The sequence below is a fragment of the Paenibacillus sp. RS8 genome (assembly GCF_041956825.1).
Taxonomy (GTDB): Bacteria; Bacillota; Bacilli; order Paenibacillales; family Paenibacillaceae; genus Paenibacillus_AQ.
The window spans coordinates 95,222-119,359 of record NZ_CP168130.1 but is presented as its reverse complement, the minus strand read 5'-3'; the positions used below and the strand labels follow the sequence as shown (position 1 = coordinate 119,359).

The 24,138-nt window shown below is 36.7% G+C and carries 23 protein-coding genes; 18 read left to right on the top strand and 5 right to left on the bottom strand.

Features of this window, described 5'->3' with window-relative positions:
* Nucleotides 1-7: 7 nt before the first annotated feature.
* From ACDZ28_RS00810 to ACDZ28_RS00745, 14 genes are all read left to right on the top strand, one after another.
* Nucleotides 8-1,075, top strand: a complete 1,068-nt coding sequence (locus ACDZ28_RS00810) for a hypothetical protein (RefSeq protein ID WP_375102249.1) — start codon at nucleotides 8-10, stop codon at nucleotides 1,073-1,075.
* A gap of 113 nt (nucleotides 1,076-1,188) precedes the next feature.
* The gene (locus ACDZ28_RS00805; RefSeq protein ID WP_375102248.1) at nucleotides 1,189-2,535 is read left to right on the top strand and encodes an ATPase, T2SS/T4P/T4SS family; all 1,347 of its coding nucleotides are present in this window, start codon (nucleotides 1,189-1,191) and stop codon (nucleotides 2,533-2,535) included.
* A gap of 10 nt (nucleotides 2,536-2,545) precedes the next feature.
* On the top strand, nucleotides 2,546-3,586 hold the full coding sequence (locus tag ACDZ28_RS00800) for a hypothetical protein (protein ID WP_280788814.1): 1,041 nt from the start codon (nucleotides 2,546-2,548) through the stop codon (nucleotides 3,584-3,586).
* 15 nt (nucleotides 3,587-3,601) lie between these two features.
* Nucleotides 3,602-4,471: a hypothetical protein gene (locus tag ACDZ28_RS00795; RefSeq protein ID WP_375102247.1), complete on the top strand. Its 870-nt coding sequence runs from the start codon at nucleotides 3,602-3,604 to the stop codon at nucleotides 4,469-4,471.
* Between the two features lie 89 nt (nucleotides 4,472-4,560).
* Nucleotides 4,561-4,773, top strand: a complete 213-nt coding sequence (locus ACDZ28_RS00790) for a hypothetical protein (protein WP_375102246.1) — start codon at nucleotides 4,561-4,563, stop codon at nucleotides 4,771-4,773.
* The gene (locus ACDZ28_RS00785) at nucleotides 4,770-4,913 is read left to right on the top strand and encodes a hypothetical protein (protein ID WP_341061765.1); all 144 of its coding nucleotides are present in this window, start codon (nucleotides 4,770-4,772) and stop codon (nucleotides 4,911-4,913) included. Before ACDZ28_RS00790 ends, ACDZ28_RS00785 begins: the two co-directional genes overlap by 4 nt.
* Nucleotides 4,914-4,937: 24 nt before the next feature.
* Nucleotides 4,938-5,318: a hypothetical protein gene (locus ACDZ28_RS00780; protein WP_076315929.1), complete on the top strand. Its 381-nt coding sequence runs from the start codon at nucleotides 4,938-4,940 to the stop codon at nucleotides 5,316-5,318.
* Between the two features lie 14 nt (nucleotides 5,319-5,332).
* Nucleotides 5,333-5,830, top strand: a complete 498-nt coding sequence (locus ACDZ28_RS00775) for a hypothetical protein (RefSeq protein WP_375102245.1) — start codon at nucleotides 5,333-5,335, stop codon at nucleotides 5,828-5,830.
* Between the two features lie 29 nt (nucleotides 5,831-5,859).
* Nucleotides 5,860-6,174 carry a hypothetical protein gene (locus tag ACDZ28_RS00770; protein ID WP_375102244.1) on the top strand — a complete coding sequence of 105 codons (315 nt, stop codon included), beginning with the start codon at nucleotides 5,860-5,862 and terminating at the stop codon, nucleotides 6,172-6,174.
* Nucleotides 6,175-6,264: 90 nt separating this feature from the next.
* Nucleotides 6,265-6,831 (top strand): AbrB/MazE/SpoVT family DNA-binding domain-containing protein, encoded by a 567-nt coding sequence (locus ACDZ28_RS00765; protein ID WP_375102243.1) that lies wholly within the window; start codon nucleotides 6,265-6,267, stop codon nucleotides 6,829-6,831.
* 30 nt (nucleotides 6,832-6,861) lie between these two features.
* The gene (locus ACDZ28_RS00760; protein WP_375102242.1) at nucleotides 6,862-7,491 is read left to right on the top strand and encodes a hypothetical protein; all 630 of its coding nucleotides are present in this window, start codon (nucleotides 6,862-6,864) and stop codon (nucleotides 7,489-7,491) included.
* A gap of 5 nt (nucleotides 7,492-7,496) precedes the next feature.
* Nucleotides 7,497-9,761 carry a hypothetical protein gene (locus tag ACDZ28_RS00755; protein WP_375102241.1) on the top strand — a complete coding sequence of 755 codons (2,265 nt, stop codon included), beginning with the start codon at nucleotides 7,497-7,499 and terminating at the stop codon, nucleotides 9,759-9,761.
* Nucleotides 9,762-9,773: 12 nt separating this feature from the next.
* The gene (locus ACDZ28_RS00750) at nucleotides 9,774-13,613 is read left to right on the top strand and encodes a hypothetical protein (RefSeq protein ID WP_375102240.1); all 3,840 of its coding nucleotides are present in this window, start codon (nucleotides 9,774-9,776) and stop codon (nucleotides 13,611-13,613) included.
* Nucleotides 13,614-13,712: 99 nt separating this feature from the next.
* Complete coding sequence (locus ACDZ28_RS00745; protein WP_375102239.1) at nucleotides 13,713-13,994, top strand: hypothetical protein; 282 nt, start codon at nucleotides 13,713-13,715, stop codon at nucleotides 13,992-13,994.
* Nucleotides 13,995-14,172: 178 nt separating this feature from the next.
* On the opposite strand, the gene ACDZ28_RS00740 is transcribed toward ACDZ28_RS00745, so the two are convergent.
* Nucleotides 14,173-15,936 (bottom strand): SIR2 family protein, encoded by a 1,764-nt coding sequence (locus ACDZ28_RS00740; RefSeq protein WP_375102238.1) that lies wholly within the window; start codon nucleotides 15,934-15,936, stop codon nucleotides 14,173-14,175.
* A 262-nt stretch (nucleotides 15,937-16,198) separates the two neighbouring features.
* On the opposite strand from ACDZ28_RS00740, the gene ACDZ28_RS00735 reads away from it, so the two are divergent.
* Entirely contained in the window at nucleotides 16,199-17,341 is a 1,143-nt protein-coding gene (locus tag ACDZ28_RS00735; RefSeq protein WP_375102237.1) for a hypothetical protein, read from the top strand.
* 138 nt (nucleotides 17,342-17,479) lie between these two features.
* Here ACDZ28_RS00735 and ACDZ28_RS00730 read toward each other — a convergent pair whose 3' ends face one another.
* The 4 genes from ACDZ28_RS00730 to ACDZ28_RS00715 all read right to left on the bottom strand — a co-directional run bounded on the left by ACDZ28_RS00730 (nucleotide 17,480) and on the right by ACDZ28_RS00715 (nucleotide 21,401).
* The gene (locus ACDZ28_RS00730; protein ID WP_375102236.1) at nucleotides 17,480-17,932 is read right to left on the bottom strand and encodes a DUF6678 family protein; all 453 of its coding nucleotides are present in this window, start codon (nucleotides 17,930-17,932) and stop codon (nucleotides 17,480-17,482) included.
* Nucleotides 17,933-18,055: 123 nt separating this feature from the next.
* The gene (locus ACDZ28_RS00725) at nucleotides 18,056-18,961 is read right to left on the bottom strand and encodes a Shedu anti-phage system protein SduA domain-containing protein (RefSeq protein ID WP_375102235.1); all 906 of its coding nucleotides are present in this window, start codon (nucleotides 18,959-18,961) and stop codon (nucleotides 18,056-18,058) included.
* Nucleotides 18,962-19,243: 282 nt separating this feature from the next.
* Nucleotides 19,244-19,942 (bottom strand): hypothetical protein, encoded by a 699-nt coding sequence (locus tag ACDZ28_RS00720; RefSeq protein WP_375102234.1) that lies wholly within the window; start codon nucleotides 19,940-19,942, stop codon nucleotides 19,244-19,246.
* Between the two features lie 367 nt (nucleotides 19,943-20,309).
* Nucleotides 20,310-21,401, bottom strand: coding sequence for a tyrosine-type recombinase/integrase (locus tag ACDZ28_RS00715; RefSeq protein ID WP_375102233.1), 1,092 nt, complete (start codon nucleotides 21,399-21,401; stop codon nucleotides 20,310-20,312).
* A 558-nt stretch (nucleotides 21,402-21,959) separates the two neighbouring features.
* Here ACDZ28_RS00715 and ACDZ28_RS00710 point away from each other — a divergent pair.
* From ACDZ28_RS00710 to ACDZ28_RS00700, 3 genes are all read left to right on the top strand, one after another.
* The gene (locus ACDZ28_RS00710) at nucleotides 21,960-22,373 is read left to right on the top strand and encodes a hypothetical protein (RefSeq protein WP_076315918.1); all 414 of its coding nucleotides are present in this window, start codon (nucleotides 21,960-21,962) and stop codon (nucleotides 22,371-22,373) included.
* A 108-nt stretch (nucleotides 22,374-22,481) separates the two neighbouring features.
* The gene (locus ACDZ28_RS00705) at nucleotides 22,482-23,585 is read left to right on the top strand and encodes a DUF6012 family protein (RefSeq protein ID WP_375102232.1); all 1,104 of its coding nucleotides are present in this window, start codon (nucleotides 22,482-22,484) and stop codon (nucleotides 23,583-23,585) included.
* Nucleotides 23,586-23,615: 30 nt separating this feature from the next.
* Nucleotides 23,616-24,080 (top strand): hypothetical protein, encoded by a 465-nt coding sequence (locus ACDZ28_RS00700; protein ID WP_375102231.1) that lies wholly within the window; start codon nucleotides 23,616-23,618, stop codon nucleotides 24,078-24,080.
* Nucleotides 24,081-24,138 lie beyond the last annotated feature (58 nt).

Genomic DNA, 24,138 nt, shown 5'->3' with positions numbered 1-24,138 from the left:
GGAGAAAATGAAAACGATATTCACAAACGGGTTAGATCAAATAACGGTTAACACGTTACGAAACATAGGCTATACAGTGATTCCACAAAACATAATACCATCTTCAGAACAACTACAAGATAACATATTAATACTTACTAGCGAAGTAGTTGATATTCAAAACCTCTCAACTATCAAGAGCGAAAATAAGGAAGCAGAAGTAATTTACTGGTATTTAAAAAAGGGAGTAAGAGGTTATCAAGCAATTCATGCTATCTGTGAACTGAATGGAGTTTATTTTGTACCACCACGAGCAACAACTGCTAATTTAATCGAAAAAATTAAATACATTCTAGAAGAAGATAATGATCTAAATGGAAATCTAATAGGTTTCTTTGGATCAGCTCCGGGAGTGGGTTGTACTAGCAACGCCAAAATTTTCTCGAAAAGAATCGCAGCCAAAGGGAAAAAAGTTATACTGCTCGGTCTTGATCTCTATGATCCGGGAAATGAACGTCAAACAAGCATTAGTTTGGATTTATTACGCCCACGTATAACTGGGAAGTTACTCCAAGTAGAAGATATTAACCTACTACTTAAACAAGATGGATATCTTTACTTACCTGGTAATCATGACACGCTCAGTGCACTAGATTACCATGAGGATGAAATTGAATATTTACTATCATGGTGTAAAGAACACGCCGATGTAGTTGTTGCTGATTTTGGATCAATCGCAGAGAGCGCAGCTTGGTATGTGGGTATGCAAATATCAAGTTTAAGAATGATTGTTACACATTTGCGACACGAGTATCGCTTAAAACAATTCATGGAATTGGCAAAACAACTAAGTATATACCCACACGAGTTCTCATTAATAATTAATCGGTCGAATGTTGCAGATGTTGTTACTCCTAAAGCGCTTGCTATGCAAATAGGGTCTGAAGTATTAATTGAAATCCCTCAGTATCCGAATTATCCAGAAAATCTACCTCTTGGGAAGAAAGAGACAATTAGAATTGATGAAATAGTAGATGGATTTCTAGTTGCTCTTGGTTTGGCAGAAAACAAGCAAAAGAAAGGATTCTTTTCATGATTCTTGATAAGACAATTTCAACTTCTTCTTCAACCGTACCGTTCTCTCTTAAAGAACGAATGATGAAAAATCGCATAACAAGTACTGAAGACTTCTATTCATATCTAAATAAAATGAAAAAAGATATTACTCCGGAATTGCGGCGGGAGGATGAAGACTATTATGTACTCAATGCAAAAGCATTAATGGGAGACTTGCAAGCTATATCGTACTTCATGAATGAGATTGAGAAATATGTTCGGAAAAATCCATATGGTGGAAAAATACCGGATGCATACAGTAGCATTACTGAAGCATTGTACCATGAATGGAAGGGCTATGGGCCAGCTTTCAAATGGATCACTGATCGCTCCTATAGCGATTCAACAGGGCTGCAAATCATTGGTGAACAGATCTTCTACAATAATAAAGGCGTGTTTAGTAAGTATCCTTATAAGATGCCCTCGTTAGACCGGGTAGAGCAGCTTAAGCGTACATTGATGAAGGGTGCGCCAAGTGCAAAATTGAATAAAGACAAGCCTTCTGCAGAGTTTAAAATGGATGATCCCCTGTGGCCAGGGCGATTCATCCGTATAGCGATATGGGTTTCTCCACGTGTCTGGGATGGCTTTACTACTATTACTATGCGGCGGCAAGTTGTAGAGTATATGAATTTTGATGAACAAGCTGGTACTAGCTCTATCCCTGCGGAAAGCATAGACCTACTAAGAGATCTAAGTTATCTATTTAGAAACACTGTAGTAGCCGGTCCTGTTGGATCAGGGAAATCAACATTTGCCAATACAATCGTAGGTGAACAATTACAAGGATCAACCTCTTGCATGGGGGTAGTCATGATTGAAAAACATCCAGAATCAATATTGCCTTATCAAATTAAAGGACATCGGATTATTCCGATTAAGGCTGAAAATGATGAACTAATGGAAGTTGGAATTGAGTCACTTCGTCATGATCCTAATATTCTCTTTATGACAGAAATGAGATTCCATGAGTGGGAATTTTACTTTTTCAGCGGAGAAAAGGGGTACAACGGTATAATCGGTACTTTCCATACAGTTGATTCTGAAGATATTCCATATCAAGGTGCGTTCGCTGTATTTACTCGTTTGGGAGGTAGTCTGAAGGGCCATTTAATCTCTGCGATGAAATCCTGTGAGATAGTTTTCATTATGGAACCTACAGATGCAGGTGAGAAAAAGTTAACCCGGATTTCAGAGGTCTTCTATGATGAAGCGAAAAATTCCGTATTTGCCAGTGATATCATGCGTTACGAACAAGCTACCAATGAATGGACTTATAATGATCAACTTACAGAGAGTATTGTCAAAAGAATGCAAAAAAAGAATTCGGAAGTTACTCAGCGGTTCCTTGAAGAGTTGAAAAGGTTGACTAAACTCAAACCAATGAAAGATCCATTGAAAGAAAGCTTAAAGGCAAAAATTGTACTCAACAGTCATTGAGGAGGACTTTATGAACAATATAAGCGATTATGCTATTCGTCTTTTTTTTCACTTTTTAGTTGTTCTGGGTATCTGGAAACTAGTAAAGCCCCTCATTGATGAACAACTTCGTTATATAGCGAAGAAACGTGAATACAGGAAGAATGCAAAACATTTTAATGAAGCATCTAAAAGGAATAAACGATTTATCTATCGACATTTAGATAATCTATTGTATCTAACTCAGGATAAGTATGAACCTTTTGTTAGTGTAACAAAATTCATACTTCAAAGCGGATTTCTACTGGTTGGTATATTTATTATTACTCTATTAACAATGCAGGAGCTCCCATCGCTGTTCAGTTCAGATCCCTTTTTCGATGGAAATCTGCAAACCAGTAATATAGATACAATTAAGTCTGTTTGGAAGTTACCGATGTTATTGGCAATATTAGCAGGAAGTATTCCATATATAGTTATGCGCTATAAATATACTAAACGACAAACAGAAGGTAGTTATGACTTATTAGATGTTGTGAAAATATACGCCAAATATACTTACTTATCTGTGGACGCTGCTCTGTATGCAACGTCAGACTTCCTTATGGATAACAATGTACTTAAACGGCCTTTGAGAATACTTGCAGATGAGTTTTCAAATTATAGCAATGAAACGATGCTGCAAGGCGAAGCTCAAAGATTCGCTAGTACTGTCTCAACGACCTTTGCTCGTATATTCATCAGCGATTTATTAGATGCTGAGAAAGAAGGTAATGTTAATCTCAATCTTTCATTACTTGAATTAAACGATTCAATGGAGCAACAAAGAGAAACAATTTTAACTGTAAAAGCAAACAATAGTGATGCTATTAAACTAGGTCTATACGGAAATCTCCTTGTATTTGTATTATCCATCGGTACATTCATGTTTATGCTAAAACCAGGATTGTATTTTAAACTACAATTTCAAACTCCGATTGGAGTCACATTTTTTATGATTATTGTTATTAGTTTTGTTATAGCATTTCTATTCAGTATCCTTCTTTCGAGACCAAAACTAGATTACCAGTAAGTGAGGTGAGAAACATTGGATAAATTATTTACTATAGTTTCAACAATTGGAATAGCGTACTTCGCATTATTGGTATTTCTAAGTACTAGCAAGAGCCACGAACGAGATCTATTTCGCAAACAAATCAATGTTAGAGCTGTAATGATGAAATTTCAGAGTGATCAATTCCAAGAGAAATTAGACAATTCTGGATATCCGGTAAAAGCCCAAAGTGTTAACTTTATTCGTTACGCAACGGCCCTGATATTTTTCTTATTCATGTTCCTCAGTTCATATGTTAGAGAAATAACGCTGTCTTATAAAGAGGTTTTAATTCCAATTCTCATTTTATTAATTAGCAGTCCAATGAAATATTTACCGTTGGGATGGATTTTGAATAGGAAGTTTCAGCAAAATATCCTCCATAAGGATGGGGAGATCGTTTCATTTTTAAAACAATATCAGAATAATCGACTTAGAAATAGAGGCTATATTGAGTTTGGAGCTTTTTGCGCACAAGTTGCTCCAACATTTGAATATCTTAAAGATGATTTAAATGAACTAGCAGAAAAGTCTACAGATGATGGTGTAGAAGAAGCTATAAAACATTTTTGCGATAAGTTTCCTGCGAATCATCATTTCATGTCCAATGTTCGTTCGATCCTACTTGCAACAGAAGGCATGGCTGATAATAATGAGGCAATTGAATATCTAAAAAAACAAAATACTGCAATTTCAAAGATCTCCAGTGATCACTATCAAAAAAAATGGACAAGGATAGGGGACTGGGCTGGCATCATTAATGTAACCCCATCTATTAGTACATTCTTGATGATCGTAGTGTTGTCCTTGCAATATATCATGTTACTAAGAGGGAATTTTAATGGAGTTAGTCTCTTCCGTTAAAAATAAATATTTATATTACGATTAGGAGGGATCGAAAAAAGTTTTCGCGGGATCTTAAACAACTCAAATTAAAAGGAGAGAATTTAAAAATGAAAGATCAAACTATGGGACATGGACTTTTTATTGCAGTAGGTTTTGTATGTGTAGGGTTGTTGATTGCATTTCTTTTTCCAATTGTACGTGATGTAATTACGGATGCAACAAGTAAAAAGCCTACTGTACCTACCTCGATGATTGTTACCCCTGCTAAGCAAACAAATTTGATTATTACTCTACCTGATGAAGCTGTTCAAGCAGCATGAAAGATCAGACTATAGGGATAGCGATTTTTCTTGGTTTGGCATTTGTTGTGGCCGCAATATATCTTGGGGCAGCAACAGGAATGATTGGTGATGGGCAAGATAATATTATCTCTTACACAAAAAAAGTTGAGCATTATTGACTATTAGAAAGGAGTTTTTGTTAGTTGAAAGAGACCATCCTCCGGGCATTATTCATGTGGCTTATCCTGTTTGTTATGCTCCAGCCCATTTTTACATATATTGACTACCTGCTGGATCTTCAGGTTAAGGCAAACACTTCTTATATCACTCAGAAGGCTGCAACAGAGGGGATGGTCACTTCATCAATGAAAAGTGAAGTGATCGCTAATCTCACCGCTGTAGGGTTCAGCGCTTCCGCAATTTCTATAAAGAGCACGACTGAAACGGTTCAAGATCGTAAATCAAGACTCGATGTTTACATCACTGCTCCACGGATAAATTTGTTTCCATATAATTTCTCATCGAACATTGCATCGTTAAATTACTATGGTCACGGATCCATTATGAGTGAATACCTCGATTAAGGGATGATACTAAAATGGACTATATTATTAAGCTGGCTTTCGCATTTTTAATCTTTATGTTTACTTGGTTCTTTCAGGTGCAAAATCAAGAATGGGATGTTAATCGATCATTATTAAAGGATGCAAATAATATGGCAGTACATGACGCAGCACAAGAGATTAATGAAGATCAGCGTTCTCACGGACTTCTTATTATAAATCCAACTGAAGCATATGCCACATTTAAAGAGACACTACAGAAGAATCTTGGATTAGACAGCGAGCTCTCTCCACTAGAAGGGAGCCGCTTCCATGATAAAGTGAATATATTAGAATTTGTAGTCATTGATGAATCCTCAAGTGTGAGCTTCCCGTTTCTCTACGAAGATCAACGGTATGGGATCACCAAATACATACAAGGACCGTCTGTGATCGCAGTAATTGAGACTAAGCACCCTCAACTGTTAGCAAGTGGTAAGGTGCAAGAGCCTATACAGGTACCTGCTGTACAGGAGTATAAATTCAATGAATAATATGCGGGGAGTTGAATCAGTTGGGCATAATGTGCCAAGAAGATGCTACTTTTGCAAAGACCATGACAAAGGATGTTTTAGTGCGTGTGGTATTTTCTAGCGAAATCGCATTGTCTATAGAAAGGGATAATGAGGGAGTTGTAAAAAGACTCATAATAATGATGGGAAATACTAATCAGTTTATTGATTTATTAGATCATAATAAATCAGAAAACGAAATTATAAAATTTATTGAGACACAATATATAGGACTAAAAAGATCATTTGAATCTTCTGTTTTCGAGAAAAAATTCAATATAATGTTAGATTTATCATGGAAAATTAAATCTTATATAGAAAACTAAGTAAAGTTATTTTTTTGAAAATATTTCTTTAATTAACTTACATTTCGTCTTACAATATAAATATAAGATGAAAAGTAAGGAGGTGGAATCATGAAAAACTATTCTGCGACAGTATCATCCAAAGGACAAATTGTTATTCCGATAAAGATAAGGAATGAATTAGAAGTCAAAACAGGAGATACGATTGACTTTATTCTACAAGGCGATGTCATCACTATGCAAAAGGGAATTCGCTTTACTTGTCCCGCTTGCAAAGGTAAGAAAGATATTCATGATAAGAAATGCTTTGTTTGTGACGGCAGTAGTGAAATCAACCCCAATGTATCACTTTTCCATGAAATTGAAAGAGTAGTCAGTTACTCTATCTCGGTAAATGTGAGCAATGATAGGATTGACGATAAAAATCTATCAAGCTCTTTTCCAAAGATTCAGGTACATACAAAACGATATCCCCCAAATGTAATCGCTTGGTACCAAGATTACTTGCAAGCGAAAGCTGTGGAACAATTTGTTGATCGCGGTGATATCGAGAAAGACACTCTTGATATAACCGATATTGTTGATAGTTTTAATTTAAAAGAGGTCAAAGCTGCTATTATCAAACATTTGCCTTCTGTTAAAAGGTTATCTGAACTCGTAATCACAATTAATGACTAAAAACTACTATAAAAAAGGGAGATGTAATTAATGAATAAAACAATGATTAAATCAATTTTGGCAGCAACTATGTTATTTAGTGTGGTTTTGGGAAATGGAGCCATTACAAGCGCAACTGCAGTTAAACCAGCTGCTACAACAAAGCCGGCAGCTACATCAGCACCAATCATGAGGGATAATCTATTTAAATTTGGTCTGAAAAAAGAAGTGGATCTTCCAGTAACAATTAGCGCTGGAGGATTAACGTACACGTTAGAAAAGCTGATGTTTTACGATGTGAATTCTAAAGAAGCGCAGTCTCTAATGAAGATGTATGGTTATTCAGATCGAATTTATAAAACACCTACTAAATATATGGTATGGACTAAACTCACCATTGAAAATAAGGGCAGTAAAGTCATTCAAGTAAGCGCAAAAGATTTGAGTGCAAAATGGAATCTTAAAGTAGACAGTTTTAATCTTATTTCACCTGCGCCTGGGAATAAAATGGAAATTTTGAATAATAAAGAAGCATTGTGGAGTTGGGTGTTGAAACCGGGAGAAAAGCTATCTAGCTATCAGATGTATGGGTATATTAAAGACCCTTCAGTTATTTCTATATATGTTAATCTTGGAGGCGAATTTGAAGAAAAATACATTGTTAAACGTCCAGGAGAGTAACTTATATGAAGAAAATTTGGATTCTTCTGCTTACTGTTATACTAGTTTTTGTATATATCCCACAGACCGTAAAGGCAGCTAATTCGCAAAGCAAAACAGTGTCAATGCCTTCAGAAATCCTTAGCGGGTCAGCAAATGCTCAAAAATCTTATTACTTAGATCTTCCAAGTGGAGTATCCAGTTCGGCAATTAATATCTCTTCTCTTAAATATAATGGCACTAATCAAAAAGTTGCCCTTACACTGGAGAACGGAAAAATAAAGGTTACTTTAAAGGGCGTTGAAGCAAAACAACGAATAGATAATGTACTCGGGTATGCTGCCTCATTTGAAACCCTTTTTGTAACGACTCCAGGTAATTCTATATGGCGATATTCAGACGGTGTAAGATGGCAGATAAATGAATGGGACCCATACATTAATGCTCAGAAGCATAGCGATAGGAATGGGCAAGGTAATGGGACACCTAGAAAAGATCCCCCTGATATGACGGTGGTAACTCAATCAGAAGTATCACGTTCTGGAATTAAATGGTACGACAAAAGCGTGAATTCGGTAATTGATTCATCTCAAATCATAGAGTCAACCGTCCAATTAGTTGTACCTACAGATAAGCTTCCATCAACATATGTCAATCATAATGTTGTAAATGGTAAGCAATTTATTATTTATTATAAAACTGACGCAGTTTCGAAAAATTATATTTCTGAACAATTAAGTTCGAATTTTGATCCAAGTGGTCATGCGTTAGGTAGACGTTATAAAACAGAATTAAGCTATTACTTTACAGGTTCAGCTAATGTAACTACTTACAAATATAGTGGAAATGTCTCATTTGACTATAATCTTCCTACAGAGCCTACACTCACAGGTACAGTAACCCTAAATAAACCTAATCCCAATCCAACAAAATTGGGAGATAAAGACGAACCCGTACAAATTTCATTAATGGGGCAGCTGCAAGGATACAATGATGCTTCAAACATTGACGAGTGGGTGTTCTACGCAAAAGAAAAAGACAGGAACAATACGCTCAAAACGAAAAAGGAGTCTGCGAAGACATTTAACGTGAGTACTTTATTTGATTTTGTGATCAAAAAGTCGAGCGTTACAGGGGAATGCCTTACCCAAGAATATGCGCTAACCGTTCTCGTTCGTTTCAAAAAACCGATCGTTACAAAGAATGGAACCATCACATCACTGGAACAGCCTCTACAAATTTCGGCAACTGTTTGTAAAAACGACCCACAAATTACTTTTCCTCCACCTCCGACTAAGCCAACAGAACCGGAAGGAAAGCCACCGGTCGCAAGAATTTCAGCACCGAGATATGTCAAAGCAGGAGATGATACGCTAATTAGCGGTGCAGCATCCTATGATCCAGATGGATACATTAATATCTACGTGTGGGAAACTACGGGTGCGCAAGGAGAGATCGGTAATGCTTCAAAAGGTTATGTGTGGTACACACCTGAACAAGTTGGACAAACATTCCCTATCGCGCTCACAGTTGTAGACAATGAAAATCAAACGGGGAGTACGAGTAGAGAAATTACCGTCACTGAGCCGAAACCATCAGCAGGATTATCCATAGAAGGAACGCTTAAACAAAATCGTAAGACGACATTATTCAATAGAAGCCAGAGTCCTACACGGTTTCCGTTAGTATCGAGTAAGACGCGAGTTACCATCACTGCTGTTTCTGGTGGGACGAATGCAGATATTAAGTATAGTGGCACATTGTCTGATTTCGAAAGCAAAGACGTCTTATTTAAGAAACCTGGAAAATATAAGGCTACGATTTATGTGGAAAACACGCTTGGTTACTCAGATAGTAGTGAGATTACTTTTGATATCGTTCCAGATGAAGTACCGTATAATTACTTTACTCTACCAGGAGTAGTCTATCGAAGTCCCGACTTTGGGAATAAAGCGATTGTTTCATTAGATGATATTTCATATTCTTCTGACAAAGATGTAATCGGCCGCAGATTATGGGAGTATCGTTATGATTCTAATAATGATGGCAGCTTTGAAGGAGAAAAATGGGTGATTTTTAGTAATGAAAATGCGGATCGTTTAAATTTAGAGCTGAGTGAGGTAGGAAAATATGAAGTCCGACTTACTGTCTTTGAAGAATTTGGTCAACCAACCATTGATGAGTTTGTGACAGAAGCTGATCGGAAATCTACAAATTCAGATGGCCAAAAGCTAAGCTCAAGAGTAGTAGAAGTGAAAAATCGAGCGCCAGAAGTGGATTGGTCCTGGTAGAAAGGTGCTTAAATGAAAAAGATAAAAGAAATGTTCTCTCTAGTCCTTATAATCACTTTATTATTCGGATTAATGCCTAGCCAGAGCATATATATTCAAACCGTAGAAGCTGCGACTGGTGATCCGAATATCATCAATTATAAGGATGTTGATATTCCAGCCACCTCTAATTACTATGATGCAGGATGGAATTTCGGAAATATGAACATGACTTTAACAAATCATAAGTTTACAAATATTAAGTTCAATAAAACAACTAACCAATTAACATTTGATATTAGTCCAGATGCAAAAGTAACTACAAATACAACACTGTACAAACCCTCCGATATGGGTACTAGCAGTATAGCCCAACAAACAACTTTGTGTGTCGCAGCAATATCAGACCAACGGCAAATAAATATGCCTGCGTCTTATTACTCTTGTCCATATCTTGGTGGGTCTGGTAATACCGATTTTACCGCACTTCAAAGAATTTTTTTCAAGGCACCGATTGAAAATAATACTTTTGATATTACAGTTAATCTGGCGACAGATTCCCCTTACTCAAATGAGGTAGGGGCATATTTTCCGGGTGCTAATATTAAACCTGCAGCTATAGCTATTAAATACATAGCTAGAGTAGGGTATCAACAGAACCGGTTCCCTTTTGGTCCTGAGCAAGCTTGGGGTGGACACACTTATTCCCATTATTTAGAATTTGTGATTCCGTTAATACCTAACAGCCCACCGACTATTTCATTAAACACACCTAATAATCAAGTGTTGCAGAACGAACCTGGACGTAACACACTGAACATCGAGGGATATGTTCACGATCCAGATAATGATGATCTTATCGTAAGTGCGGAGATACCCAATGTATTTTATAGAAAGACGGTAGTATCTCAAACGAAAGGATATCAGTATTTCTCTATTCCTGTAGATGCTATAGGTGACTCTATTCCTCCAGGGGATTATACGATGACTGTAAAAGTAGCTGATCCAGCGAATTTGTCGGAATCTGTGAATATGACTTTTAAAGTGACCAATAGACTTAAGCGAAACGCTTTTGTCCTCGTGAATAGTCCTATCGAGAATAGCGGTACCACCTATGAAGACTATGAAGGAGATGCTAAATACGCTGATCGAGTAAGATATGATCATGATCCAAATTACTTTGATAACTCAATGGGTATTTTAGGGGATTCTGGATTATGGAGGACAAGCCTTTACACTTCATTTCCATATACCGGACAATATGTCGTGAGTTATCAAGCTAAGGATATACCGAAACAGAATGCTCTCTTTGCTGAATATCAGATGTGGAGTAGAGATGCCGCATCTACGATGAGTTTTAAAGTTCACCGTAAGCCAATAGCGCTGTTCTCAGCAAGACTTATCAATGGAAATGTTCAATTAATAGATTCCTCCTATGATCTAGATCATATTACAAGTTCGGATAAAGGGATTATGCAGTGGCAATGGCAATATAAAAAGACCTTTGATGAGATGTGGATTGACGGGCAGCCACCTGGGGGAGTTTATGAAAAGGACAGTTACGACATCCGTTTAAGAGTCCGTGATGTGGATGGAGATAATGGCATCGGTGTATGGAGTGATTGGTGTCAACGTACGGTGGGGAATGCTGCTGTTAATCTACCACCCGTTGCCCTATTTACAGTTAATCCGAATATCGTTTCTTATCGTAAATCTACGACCATTATTGACAAGTCCTTCGATCCAGATAATGATCCATTAGATGTATATTACTGGACTGTAATCAAAGACGGATGGAATAAAGTATGGGAACATTGGGGTGGAGCAACAACACCGCCGAATATCGCATCATTCGGTGAAGGGAACTATCAACTCAATCTACAAGTACATGATAATCGTGGCTTGTGGTCAGATTGGTACAGTCAAAATGTACAGGTAGTCAATAATCCACCGGCCGCAGCATTTACAATGCCTAACGAAATTTACCGCGATACGATTATCACAATGGATAACTTAACACCAGATCCGGATGAAGATGGAGATGTTTTATCTTATGCCTGGAATGCAAGATTTAATGATTCTCCTTACTATTGGGCGGGAAACAACCGTTATCAATCAATGACCATTCGTGATCTTATAAATCGTAACGGTATCTCGCATAAAAAGGCCATTTCTGATGGTTGGGAAATGCAGCTCACAGCTTCTGATGGAAGGTTAAGCTCTTATGCGACGCGTACATTTATGGTTAAGAATCATGTTCCTGTTGCTAAGATTAACGGACCTTCATCCGTAAATCAGTATGATACGAAACAATTTACTTCAGGGGATATCGATGAAGATACATCAGATCAAAGCTCATTAGAATACTACTGGAAAGTAACGAACAGTACGGGTGAAGTGAAATCGTATCTTACTCGCGATATTACGCTTACCTTCTCAGATCCGGGGATATATACGCTAGAACATTGGGCAATCGATCAGATAGGAGATAAGTCGAATATCGCTGGATTACAAGTCCAAGTGAAAGAGAATCTGGCACCTTCTATGACTTTAACTAGCCCTTCAGGCACAGCTACAAACCCATCTGTGATTGACTCGGACCAAGGCGATCCATTAATCAAGTGGACTTACGCGGATCCGGAAAATGATCCACAGGAGAAATACAGGTTAGAGTTCTTTGCGAAGGATGGTCTATTAGTCTCCACGATGGAAAATCCGGATCCTACTGGACTGCTCAGACAATATCAGATCCCGAATAATACATTTGAACGATTTGAATACTTTACAGTGCAAGGTCGGGCGTACTCTAAATTTGCATGGTCAGATGTATCAAATGAAAAAACATTCATCATCGATAACGCACCTAAGCCGGGATTCACGCTAATCACAGATACGGGAAGAGATGCTACAAAGGAACCGATCTACCGTACAGATGTTTTGAATATTAAAAGTACGGCAACAGACAAGGATGAGCCTAAAGGAGATAGCATTAGCCTTAAGTATTATCTGAAAACATCAAATGGTTCAGAAGCTCTCGCAAGTGTAAAGAATGACTTTACCAAGCAATTTAGCAGCAATGGCACCTTTACGTTTAGACAACGTGTAACAGATTCTCTAGGGCTATATCGAGATCTTTCCCAGAATGTTACCATAGTCAACCGTATACCTACAGTTTCGATAACGTACCCAACCAGTACGGACTCAACAAAGCCTACGATCGCAAGCACGTTAACTCCAGTCATCAAGTGGGATTATCAAGATGATGATGGGGATCTGCAAGAGCGCTATAAGGTGCGAATTATTAACTTGGCCACCGGTGCAGTCAAGGTTCAATCTGGTGAACAAGTATCAAGCGCTAAGCAATGGCAAATTCCAGCTGGTTCTCTGATCGAGAACGAGAAGTATGCGGTTGAGGTTGAAGTTTTTGACGGCTTTATCTGGAGCAATGTTTCTGCACGAAAATACTTCATGGTGAATCTATTAAGTATAAAAGGTGGAGTTAAGCACACTGAAGAGTGGAACAACAACCGTAAAGGTTATAACTTGAAAAAGAGCGGAAATGAGGAGAGTCCAAGAGGATACAACGTATTCTGGGCAGGAGAACGATTTGTCCTGCAGGGGATAGCAACAGGTCTACCTGATACTGTGGAAGTAACGATGACAGGCGGGTATACCACGCAGCTAACGCCAACCAATAGTGATAAGACACTTTGGACAGGTGAACTCTATGACAGCTCTTTTGAAAAGCTTCCAGATGGACCCGTTTCCTTTACTTTTACTGCTAAAAATGAAAACAACACAAAGGTTGATGTTGTATCAGTGGTAATTTCAGATGACTGGACAGAGTATTTCAGAAGTCATCGAATCAAGTAGTACAGTTTTAAGGAATTTATTGGAGCTGCTTGTTGCAGCTCCAATTTTAGAATGAGGGTAAAATGAAGGTTATACATAGAATATGAGGAGAATTTATATATGAGCATTAAATATAAAAAAATAACACGCTATCAAAAATACCTCATAAAAATGAATATGAACGCAAAGTTTTGGTATATGGTGCAATTAGAGATTCGGGTCGCAGAAGTTGAGAACGTCGTGGATGCTGTAATAATTTCTAGTGAACATAAATTGAGTATAGAAGAGCTGGAGCGGGATGTATTTAATTTCATTAAGTTAAATCCTAAAAAAGTTTTTTTCAAAGAGTACAGATTACATTCATTTTCTGTCGTTGAGGCATATCAACTTAATGCAAGTTAAAGATGCCATTTGAAGTAAAAAAAGGACAGTCTAGTAATTACAATTAGACTGTCCTTTTTCGTATTTCGATAAAACTTAGCGATCTGAATAATTAATGTGATAAACAGTGTCCCAATCTTTTCACAGAATTAATTCGTTAATGAACGGATTTCGGTTATGAACATTGCAATAGACATGATTAACTCCCCTCATATATTCCTAGTAGAGGCATATATGAAATTCCGTTTAAAGATCGTTTAGCCGATGAAATAAAAGTATCTAAGTGAGATAAACCTTTCTTGAATTGTTCTATATCCCCATCGAAACAATTTCTAATTAATGGCCAGTCTACTCCCGAAAGCTTGCCTTCAATAATAAAGTCCTTAGCAAAAACATTGAATTTTCTTCTCCAAACGTAGCATCCAAGTGGGGCCCATGACTCAAAAGTATGCTCCACGTTATGTATATAGAGTAAATTCATTATCCATTCAAATAAATCAAAGGCGTCCCGATACTCGTCTTCTGTTGGAAGTAACGTACTTAAAAATGGATGGATCACTTTATAGAGAAAGCTACTTTCTGGAGTAATCGATTTATTAATGTCAGGAAGTTGGATTTTAGTGTACTCGAAGACATTATGTCCATGTAATTGTTGAATCAATGAAATTGTATTCTGGTTGTTTGAACCGTAGCGCCCTTTTTGAAGAAGAATGGTTTTAATCCAGTCAAAACGATGATTTGCAACCGCAACAATACCTGCTGTATACATTGTAAGTAAAGCTGGGTATTGTCGTAGCTGTATCATCTGAGTTGAACCACCGATACCTGGGAGAGAAGCAATTCTATTCATTACCTTCTTAAATAAATCATGGTGATAAGGTTCCTCTCCATAAGCTATTAAAGGAATAATTAATCCAAGGAGTTTTGAAGTGAGATTAGGATACATGTCTAACTGTATTTCGAAATCTTTAAAATCATTAATTGGCATTTCAATAATTTTATTTCGAAGATTTAAACTCTCTGTGGTGAGATAGTCTTGAAGAACGATTTTTTCGTTCTTAGATATTAAATTTTTACTAGTTATTAATGCAAGATCGAATGTCAACGGATGTGGTTTCTTCAATGTAGCAATGCTATCTACTTGTTTTTGAAAGGAGACAAAGAATTCATCAGCTCCAGACATTCGAATAACCTGAGCGTCACGATGCTGAATAAGCCGCTCTGCATTGGTGCTTATGGAACCAACAGCAAGCCAATACCACGAATATCTTCGATTAACAGATCGATACATGGCTGCTTTTAATGCTTCATCCCATTCAGCTGACCAACCGGCTAAAATCAATCCGAATTCATCCAGTACTCGATCTAGAATACGATTCATAGCCTCTGAATACTCTTTAAGCTCTTCCGGAGTATTTTTGATTCGTGTATCACGATAATCCCCATGAAGCTTAATAATAGTGCAGTTAGAATGAATAAGAGGTCTTATGCCTTGTAGTGCATCATCTGCGCTAGCAACATCAAAACTTACGCCTAACTCCTGCAAAGCCATTTCTAATAGAGGATCAAAGTTGGTTGTCAAAATGACTCTAATATATCCTTCACTAACTAGCCAAGCGATTGCTTTATGAGCTGGAGTAGGCAACTTTTCTCCAGATTCCCGCTCCTTATCACTAGGTTCGAAATACCGTTTTAACAATGCCTGTCTTTCGTCTGGTGTTTTGCATACATCTGCTAATAGAGTATCGTATCTCGGTGAATCACCGAATTTTTGAATATACCATTGTTCAGGATTACCGTTCGTACTTTCACCATGTGCAGCTGCAATTTTCTCGCATAAATCGAGAACAATTTGCCAACCGGTGGGAATGTTTGCACTTCTAGAAATACCAGAGCCAAGCATTAATGCGTAAACACCAGGAGAAGAATTGATAGAAAAAGAAAGTGATAAGATTGGATCCACGGATATCCTCCTATACATAGCCACCAAAGAGTTAAACTACGTTTTGATTTTTAAATACGTTAACTATCATTTTAACATACATATATTTGAACACATGAATATGAGAGGAAGGCTTTTTTTCGTAATCCTCGATTTGATTTCGAGTCCCAATTGGCCTATTTCTAGGTTGATACAGTAGCAAAAACTGCTTTCTTTTAATGTAAACAGAATCAGCATAATTTCAGAAGATTGGATACATCCTAACAAAAAGGAGATGGTAAACATGAAAATTGGAGGGACCTTGGGTAAATGGTCAAATGAATCAAAAAAAGCAGTTAATGACGTTCACGAGGCGGCAAGGGATTTCGTTGATGGTGTCTATAGGGATCTAGATTTCGCGTTTGGTTCATTAAGTACATGTTTAGCTGCACTGGATCAAGTCAGAATTAGGTTGCACGAACGTGAGATTGAGCATCATACGACGCTACTCAGAAATCTGTTGGGGACACACTTTATAACTCGCGCAATGATCGAAGCAGTATATAATTATGTGAAACCAAGTATTAAAGGTGATCCGAGACCTACCATTTATTATGTCAGGGATTATCGATATAAATCAACGGCAGAGGCAATCGATATTGATACTTTTGTTTTCCCAGAAAATAGGACTCCCTGCATTTTTGTACATGGCAAAGGTGAACCCGCAACTCTAGATGCTGCTTATTCATTTTATAAAAAATTTGAAGTTCATGCTAAAGTTTTCGAAAGAAATGAATATCAAAACCATGATCTTTATTTAGTTAGCTATGATACTAATTTAACTGACGAGATTGCTACCAAAATTAAGCTTGCATTTCTCTTGCTTTTTGGAATAGTAGATGATGGAGATTCGATGTTATTTGTTCTGGCCGTATTTTGGAGAGAGTTAGAGGATCGTGCTAATAAAACTGGCGAATATCTTCATCGTTTTCTTAATCGGATTGCCGACTTTCATAAATCTTCCAAAACTCCTTCAGATAAAATGGGCTTTGCGGTGACACATTCACTGGGATGCTTTACTTTCGCTACTGCAGCGCAAATGGTCATGTCTGAGAATCGTAATCGACAAGCCTTCCATCAATGGTTGTGTTTCGCAGCTGCGGTACCATCTAATGGTTTTAAACAATCTGGAGATTTTGAACTCGCACCACTAATAGCTGGGAATGCTGATGGTGCTAGGCAAGGCACCAGTTCTTGGTATTCGAGGATGGACTTGGTGCTAAATATTCCTTATGCTCTAGCTACTGGGCATTTAGCCTTGGGAGTAACGGGTCCACTACATGCGAAATTTGTTACTCCAATGGATGTCACAAAGATCACACTTGAGGATCATTCGCAGGCTTATTTCAAAAAATTAGAATCCCTACTTCAACACGATGTGTTTTAAAGTAATGTCGTACAAATAAAAAAATATCTAAAAATGTTTAGCACTAAATTATTACTTGATAGGTAAAAATCCAACGATCTGCACTACCAAGTAAAATGATGGAAAATAAAGTTCTAAGCTATCGTTGTTCCATTTGAACTAACGGTCTCCGTTAGTTAATTGATTACCTTTGAAAAGTGAGTCAGTATTTGAAATGTATCCATAAATGAAAAATGTATTGTTTTCTTCTCTATACGGAATTCTTAATTCATGTAAAATCGAAAGAAATTCTTTACTTATGTCAATTAATTCAGGAGGAAGCAGATTCCCCTTGTGCTTCTGATACCTTGGTCTAACCCGTATCCATTCTACAGAAAAAAAAGGTGAAAGTCCTTCTATCCAATCCCCTAAATACCAGACGTCGGTTTCAAAGTTCTCTGGATAAAGTACATCATCTAATACATACTTAGCTTGATATGGCGGGGTAAAAGGGAGTTTATTTAGTACATCACTTTGTAAGTTTCCCCACTTAGTGTCATTCATAACTGAACAAAATTGTTTCTGTGTAATAACTTTATGTACCCTTTTTTTAAAATCCAGTTCATAACCCACAATAAAAAATCCTCCTGAATAAATAACATAAATCCCACGCTGATCTGCCCGTGTGTCGTTATTTTGTTAACGTTCCCCGTTAGTTGAATAAGAATAAAAAGGTACTCTTGGGGTGCCGTTAGATTATATAGCTTTTAAATTTTCATAATAATCTTTTGCCCTCTGTAAGAGATCATCATAAGATAATACATCACAATTGTTTGCCTCTTTTAGAGAAGTTCTTAAATCATCAAAATTGGCATAAGGCCCTAAATCATGCGTTCGACCGATAATGAGTGAAAATGAACGATTCGCTTTATCCGATATACCAGGAAAAGTTGCTTCAACTTCGGAAGCATGATGATCTAGGAAATGTTTCCATTCTGTAAGTTGGTAAGCAGCTTGCGTTACTGTTGCCCTTTGCTGTCCTTGGCCTGTGGAAAAATTCTTGTTCGGACGTTCAATTTCAATAAGACGATAATGCTGTGTGGAGTAACTTACAATAAAATCAGGTTCTAACTCACCTTTCCCAGTTCGGGATGTTTTCCCTACGGGGTATTTAAACGATGGTTTGTTATGAACGAACCCAACCGGATCTAGGAGTATAGGGTTTTTATGTAAAAAATTATGAAATACAGATTCAATCTCATCAGAATTTTTAATAAGTAACGTCTCAAAATTTATTATTGCTCTTTCTAGGCGGTGGATAACCTCATCACGTAAAAATGGAAAAAGATGATAGGTGTATTCTTTTGCAAACTGATATAGTGAGGAGGAATGAAGTTTACCCTTTTTTGCAAGTACATCTTCCTTGTTGATTGTAAAATGAAAATTATAAGCAATTTCAATAGGATATGGTGGTTCATCACCCTGAAAAACAACAGCGAAACCAGGACGTTGCAATCTACCCGGTTGAATTCTTATTAAAAGAATTATATGTACCATTTTTGGTGAATCTTGAAGAACTACTCCTAAATGACGCCCAGTAACTGCAGAACCTTCAGGTAGCTGAAATAATACAATGTCGCCTTGTCGAAAAAGTTTCTCCAATTTCCAATACCCCAATCATAATGGTTTAAGAATAACACCATTTATTTCTATATGCGAAGTCATAATCCTGCTCGTTAGTGCAAATTAGGCATTTTTTAACTATAGACTGTATTTTTCTAGGTTAAGCTATTGTTTCCCGTTAACTTATTTCTTGTACTGCCTGCTATATTATTTTGACTGACGTAGGAAAAATAATATAGCAGGCAGGATACATTAAATACATGGGTTTCTAAATTATAAGATAGTCGGTTATGGATTTTCAGATGTCAAAGTGGAATGGTGTTATCGCTCAATATCGATGTTGAATACGCTCCTATAATACCCAATTGCCATATATTCTAAGCTTGCACGCTGATATGTATTTTCCACTTCAACATAAGAATAGCCCACGTTATTTAGTATAAGTCCGAGTGTATCTTCTACCATAGGAAACACTCGGTCTATCCGATCACGCAGTTGAACGCTTGTACTGTACTTTCGGCCATCTGATTTTTCATGTTCTTTAATCGCTTCCATTCCAACTGGCAACAGACGATGAGTGTCCAACATCAAATGTTGTTTATATCGTTTGTAAATATTTTCTGCCTTTCCGATGTAAAGTGGAATAGGTGCTTTGCTATAAATATCAACTTGCATACTTTCCCAGAAGGTATATACATTCATCGGAACCAGTTCACTTTTACTATTCTTAAATCGCAACTCAGGATAAAACCCATTCGCTTCTAATAATAATGATTGGTCTCCCGTCCACCAAAATGCATATATACCAGATTCAGTGGTAGGTTTTTTAGCATGGGTTCTTTTTAAAGTTTTAGTAGGTTCGCCATATTCTTCACGTTTACGTTTTTTAGTTGCCTCATCAAGAACCATCTTATATCGCATAGTTTCTTTTGTTTCACCTGTCGATATAAAGTCCGATAATGTTTTGCATTTCAATGTCTTCAATTTCATTAACTCTAAAAACAACGGATGGCTATTCATTGCTCAATTATACATCTCCTTTTATTATTTTTCGGATAACTGTTAATAGATTCGCTTTTTCCATTCGAGATCATTTTAAATCACTTTAACTCGTTTTAAACCCAATAAAGTTTAATCCCATTGAAGCCCTTCTACCGATGAAATAAGTAAAAGGTTGATACAGCACCCTCTCATCATCCATCGACTTTTCATCATTTGAACTCTCCTTTCAGGGTTTTGGTAGATATGACCTGGTATATTTATATACTGATGAAAAATCTGCATTTATGTAAACCGCCCGTTAGCTTAATGGAATATCACCAGTTAAAAACTTATGTTCCTGTCCAAAATTTTATTTTTTTGGACACATATTATAGCGTACAACGCATCACATCTTCGGCAAATGAATATCTACAACTTCACTTACATCATGCTCCTTCTTAAGTGAATTTCGGAGATAATTGACCTTAGTAGTACGATCGAGTGTATGTCCAAGTGTCTCCGCAATGTGGCTTATAGGTGCTCCTGCTGCATAAGCTGTTTGAGCGAAAAAATGACGTAGGTAGTGGGGAGTCGCTCGCTGATTAAGAGTTGTAGTAAGGGAAGCCTCGTCCATTTTTTTCGATAATGAAGATGACAAGCTGCTTAATGAATAATGCTTACCATATCTGTTCGGATAAAAAGGAGTTTGATCTGTTGGATCAAGTTCGCTGTTAAGTCCAAGTCGTTTTCGGTACTCTATTAATTCTTCTAAAACGTAATCCTTAATGTTTGCATATCTAATCTTTCCACGCTTAGTAAGTGTCCTAAGATAGTAGCGTTCCCGCTTACTATCAAAAGACAAAGCTCCCCAGACTGGAACTCTAACCTCGTTTAAACGTAATCCGGTTGTCGCTAACAATAGTAGAAGGGACTTTACTTTCGGCTGATCATTGTAATACATTATAGCGTTCTTCAGAACTTCATCATCAAATTCACGCATTGGGATTTCTTCTTTATTTATTTTAACAGTAGTTAGGCCCCGAGATAACTTTTTGCTTATGTACTCTTCCTCGTAACACCAATCCAAGAAACTTTGAACAATTCCTAGTTTCTTTGCTCGAGTTGTAGTCTTCTCATATTTACGTTCCATCAAATCCTGAAAGTTCTCAATATCGGAGCGGGACAAATTACGAATATCTGATTTTCCAATAGCAGCACTATATGACAGAAGGTTAAGGATTTCTCTAATATAATCCTTTTTAGTATTTTGATTGCGATTTGTACCCTTTAGATGAACAAAGAGATAAAGTATTCCATAATTAGATATTTTTTCATAATCATAGTTTCCATTTTCATCTTCACGCTGAGAGGCATAGGACATGAGTCTGGAATAGGAAGATTCATCCAGAAGTAAGTCGCGAGTAGAGGAAGAATCAATATTATTCAAATGATTACCATTAGAAGTTAAAATTTGATATTCGGTGCTTAAGCTATTCATCTATGTCTCACTCCAATAGTAAAGTTGAAAAAAATGACAGGAATATATTTTTCGATAACATAATTATATAAGAAATCTAAAATTAATCTACAACCTAAAATAATGGTCTATTCTTTTCGATTAACTAATATAATCGAATTTTTATAATTATATTAGTAAAATCTAAAAGTATATTTAATGAAAATGGCGATAAACTATTTAATTAATATACTAATATAGTATTATATATATTAGATAAAGAATCGAAATAATTGAGAGGAGAACCTAAACTGCTAATCCTTATTTTATTGATTCAGGTGCTATTGATCTTAACTGCATTTAAAAAGTCATATAGAAACGTTGGAATCAGTTTTTCTGTTGGTTCTCTCATTTACGTAATGTTTTTAGTCTTTGATCCACCTAGTACTGAGAAAGATCTCCATTTTGAAGGTGTGTTCTTTACAATCATCACCATACTCATTGTAATCCCAATTTATGTGATTGGATCTGTTTGGTGGATAGAGGCATATCTGCAGAGGAGAAAGTCTGTATTACATAAAGAGAATGGAGAGAATCTTAATGGATAGTAAAGGGTGTTTGGAACCTATGCCGCTCCTAGTTTCAGCAATAGAGTTATCATTGGGTGTTGTTTGCGATTTCAAACCGGAAAGTCTCAAAGTAATTGAAACTGAGATTAATAGAGTATATCCAATAGGAAATGAACCAATGTTATCAACGATAATTAGCTATGGTGTTTATCTTGGTGAAGTCTTTGTACGAAATGTACCTGGAGCATCCTGGGGGCCATATACAGGGGATGATTTATTAGATCTTGATATCCGGATCGATCGCAAAGAGCATTCTTTTGTAGGTTATCCGCTTAAGAGAGTTCTGGATTTTTGGTTTGACCGTTCCCTAGCCCTCTCAGTTTATTATCAGATGAATCTTGATATGTTGGATGGCGTTATTCAACCTGAAGCTAGCAGCGCCTAGAATGATTGTAAAAATCAGTATTACGTTTCGATGAGTCAGCAAACAAGACGAGTTTTTTAGTAAGTAAAAAGAAGGACTTTACCATCTATATTTAGAGAGGTGTTAAAAATGGAACGTGAGACTAGTACAATGCTCTATTTTCTATCTAACCTACATCCATTCGGTTTTAAATTAACGGAATCATTTATTATCCAGACGATTTTAGAACGTGCGAAACGAGAAAGAAGAGACAAGAGTAATAAAGAAATCTATTCTCAAGGGCTTAACATCTTCAAAGATAAGAAGAACAAACGAGTTTCCGACCTGATCGAAGAGGCTCTACAAAAAGGGTATCTCACTATTATAGGATGGCAAGATGATCAACGTATATTCACCATGACTGAAGAGGGACTGTTAGAGCTTGCTGTATATTGGACAGATGGATTCTCAGAGCAATATAAATCATTCGCTATAGAGGTTAATAGACTCTTTGAAAAAGCAAAATCTCCAGCCCCACCGATAATTACTGTAATGAAGCTATACAAAAATAATTATACCTTAGATAAGGTTTATTCTAATTTCATACAAGAAGTTGATACTAGAGGTCGTATATCTAGGGATTATCATTCACACTTGTTAAATGAATTTGCAGGCGTACCGGACGTCCCGAACAACTATTATATGTTCCATTTAGCACCTAAACTATATGTACCTTGTGAGTTGCAAGGAAAGAAAGTAACGTTGGAAATACAAGGTATAGACACTCCTGAAAACCTTGTGATATCAAGCCCTTTTCCAAACAAAAGTTATTATGCTGCAGGTTTAAAAAAGGGTCGTAAGAAGAGTTCTTTTGGATTTTATCCGATTATTACTAGTAAAGAAACTTTTCCTGAAGAATTAGAAATTCTTTTGCGCTGGAGAATAGAAGAAGAGCTACTGTTAGATCATCAAATAAATATAAAGTTTGATTTTATGAATCATGAGGGCAATCTTTTCTCATCAGATCAACGATTTTCACGTAGTGCTAAGATGAACGAATTTTCTCTGGTGAGCTCTGCGATTAGTAGTGATATATTTTCAAAAAACCGAACAACAGATCTTGTAGTTAAAGATATTTTCAATCATTTTGAACTTCGTGAAAATATTAGTCTATCGAATTTCCCCGTGGAGCTGCATTCACTTTCTTGGTCAGGGTCTCATTATGGAAAGTGGCATAAACAAAGAAATTTGTAACCAATTCAATATGAAATGGAAGTGTGCTGAGTGTATAGAAAGATATTTAGGAAACAGGGTAAACCGTTGAGATTTGGAGACCAAATCATCACCACTTCATCTTTTTTTGCTATTGTTAATCCAGTAAAAACCAATTTTAAGAATCGTGACAAATTTTTAAATAACTTCGCAAAGCAGGCATACATACACGGACTGAGTACCGTTAAAAAGCCAAGCCATGTATTGTATTGGTATGACGGACCTATCAGGAATCAAGGAGTAGACCTTTGGAATGATGGTGCATATCATCGCACTCGAAAAGGAGTAGTTGGAATTTCTGCATTATTTCTAGCAGATTCTGAAGAGACAATAGAACTGGCAAAAAAAGCAGTTCATGTGTTGATAGAGAATAACAATCTAGTACTGTTACTTCCAGAGTATGCCGAAGAATTTGAAATGTACAAGATGATGTTCCCAGATGCAGTACTATTGAACGAAGAAGCTGGATTAGTATAATGAACCCAATTCCAATAATATTAAAACGCTTAGGCAGAAATACAAATATTAACCCATC

Bases quoted from the DNA above. Each gene is read 5' to 3' on its own strand.
- ACDZ28_RS00810 (WP_375102249.1), top strand. From the start codon at position 8: ATGAAAACGATATTCACAAACGGGTTAGATCAAATAACGGTTAACACG.
- ACDZ28_RS00805 (WP_375102248.1), top strand. From the start codon at position 1,189: ATGAAAAAAGATATTACTCCGGAATTGCGGCGGGAGGATGAAGACTAT.
- ACDZ28_RS00800 (WP_280788814.1), top strand. From the start codon at position 2,546: ATGAACAATATAAGCGATTATGCTATTCGTCTTTTTTTTCACTTTTTA.
- ACDZ28_RS00790 (WP_375102246.1), top strand. From the start codon at position 4,561: ATGAAAGATCAAACTATGGGACATGGACTTTTTATTGCAGTAGGTTTT.
- ACDZ28_RS00785 (WP_341061765.1), top strand. From the start codon at position 4,770: ATGAAAGATCAGACTATAGGGATAGCGATTTTTCTTGGTTTGGCATTT.
- ACDZ28_RS00775 (WP_375102245.1), top strand. From the start codon at position 5,333: ATGGACTATATTATTAAGCTGGCTTTCGCATTTTTAATCTTTATGTTT.
- ACDZ28_RS00770 (WP_375102244.1), top strand. From the start codon at position 5,860: ATGTGCCAAGAAGATGCTACTTTTGCAAAGACCATGACAAAGGATGTT.
- ACDZ28_RS00765 (WP_375102243.1), top strand. From the start codon at position 6,265: ATGAAAAACTATTCTGCGACAGTATCATCCAAAGGACAAATTGTTATT.
- ACDZ28_RS00760 (WP_375102242.1), top strand. From the start codon at position 6,862: ATGAATAAAACAATGATTAAATCAATTTTGGCAGCAACTATGTTATTT.
- ACDZ28_RS00755 (WP_375102241.1), top strand. From the start codon at position 7,497: ATGAAGAAAATTTGGATTCTTCTGCTTACTGTTATACTAGTTTTTGTA.
- ACDZ28_RS00750 (WP_375102240.1), top strand. From the start codon at position 9,774: ATGAAAAAGATAAAAGAAATGTTCTCTCTAGTCCTTATAATCACTTTA.
- ACDZ28_RS00745 (WP_375102239.1), top strand. From the start codon at position 13,713: ATGAGCATTAAATATAAAAAAATAACACGCTATCAAAAATACCTCATA.
- ACDZ28_RS00735 (WP_375102237.1), top strand. From the start codon at position 16,199: ATGAAAATTGGAGGGACCTTGGGTAAATGGTCAAATGAATCAAAAAAA.
- ACDZ28_RS00720 (WP_375102234.1), bottom strand. From the start codon at position 19,942: ATGAATAGCCATCCGTTGTTTTTAGAGTTAATGAAATTGAAGACATTG.
- ACDZ28_RS00715 (WP_375102233.1), bottom strand. From the start codon at position 21,401: ATGAATAGCTTAAGCACCGAATATCAAATTTTAACTTCTAATGGTAAT.
- ACDZ28_RS00710 (WP_076315918.1), top strand. From the start codon at position 21,960: ATGGATAGTAAAGGGTGTTTGGAACCTATGCCGCTCCTAGTTTCAGCA.
- ACDZ28_RS00705 (WP_375102232.1), top strand. From the start codon at position 22,482: ATGGAACGTGAGACTAGTACAATGCTCTATTTTCTATCTAACCTACAT.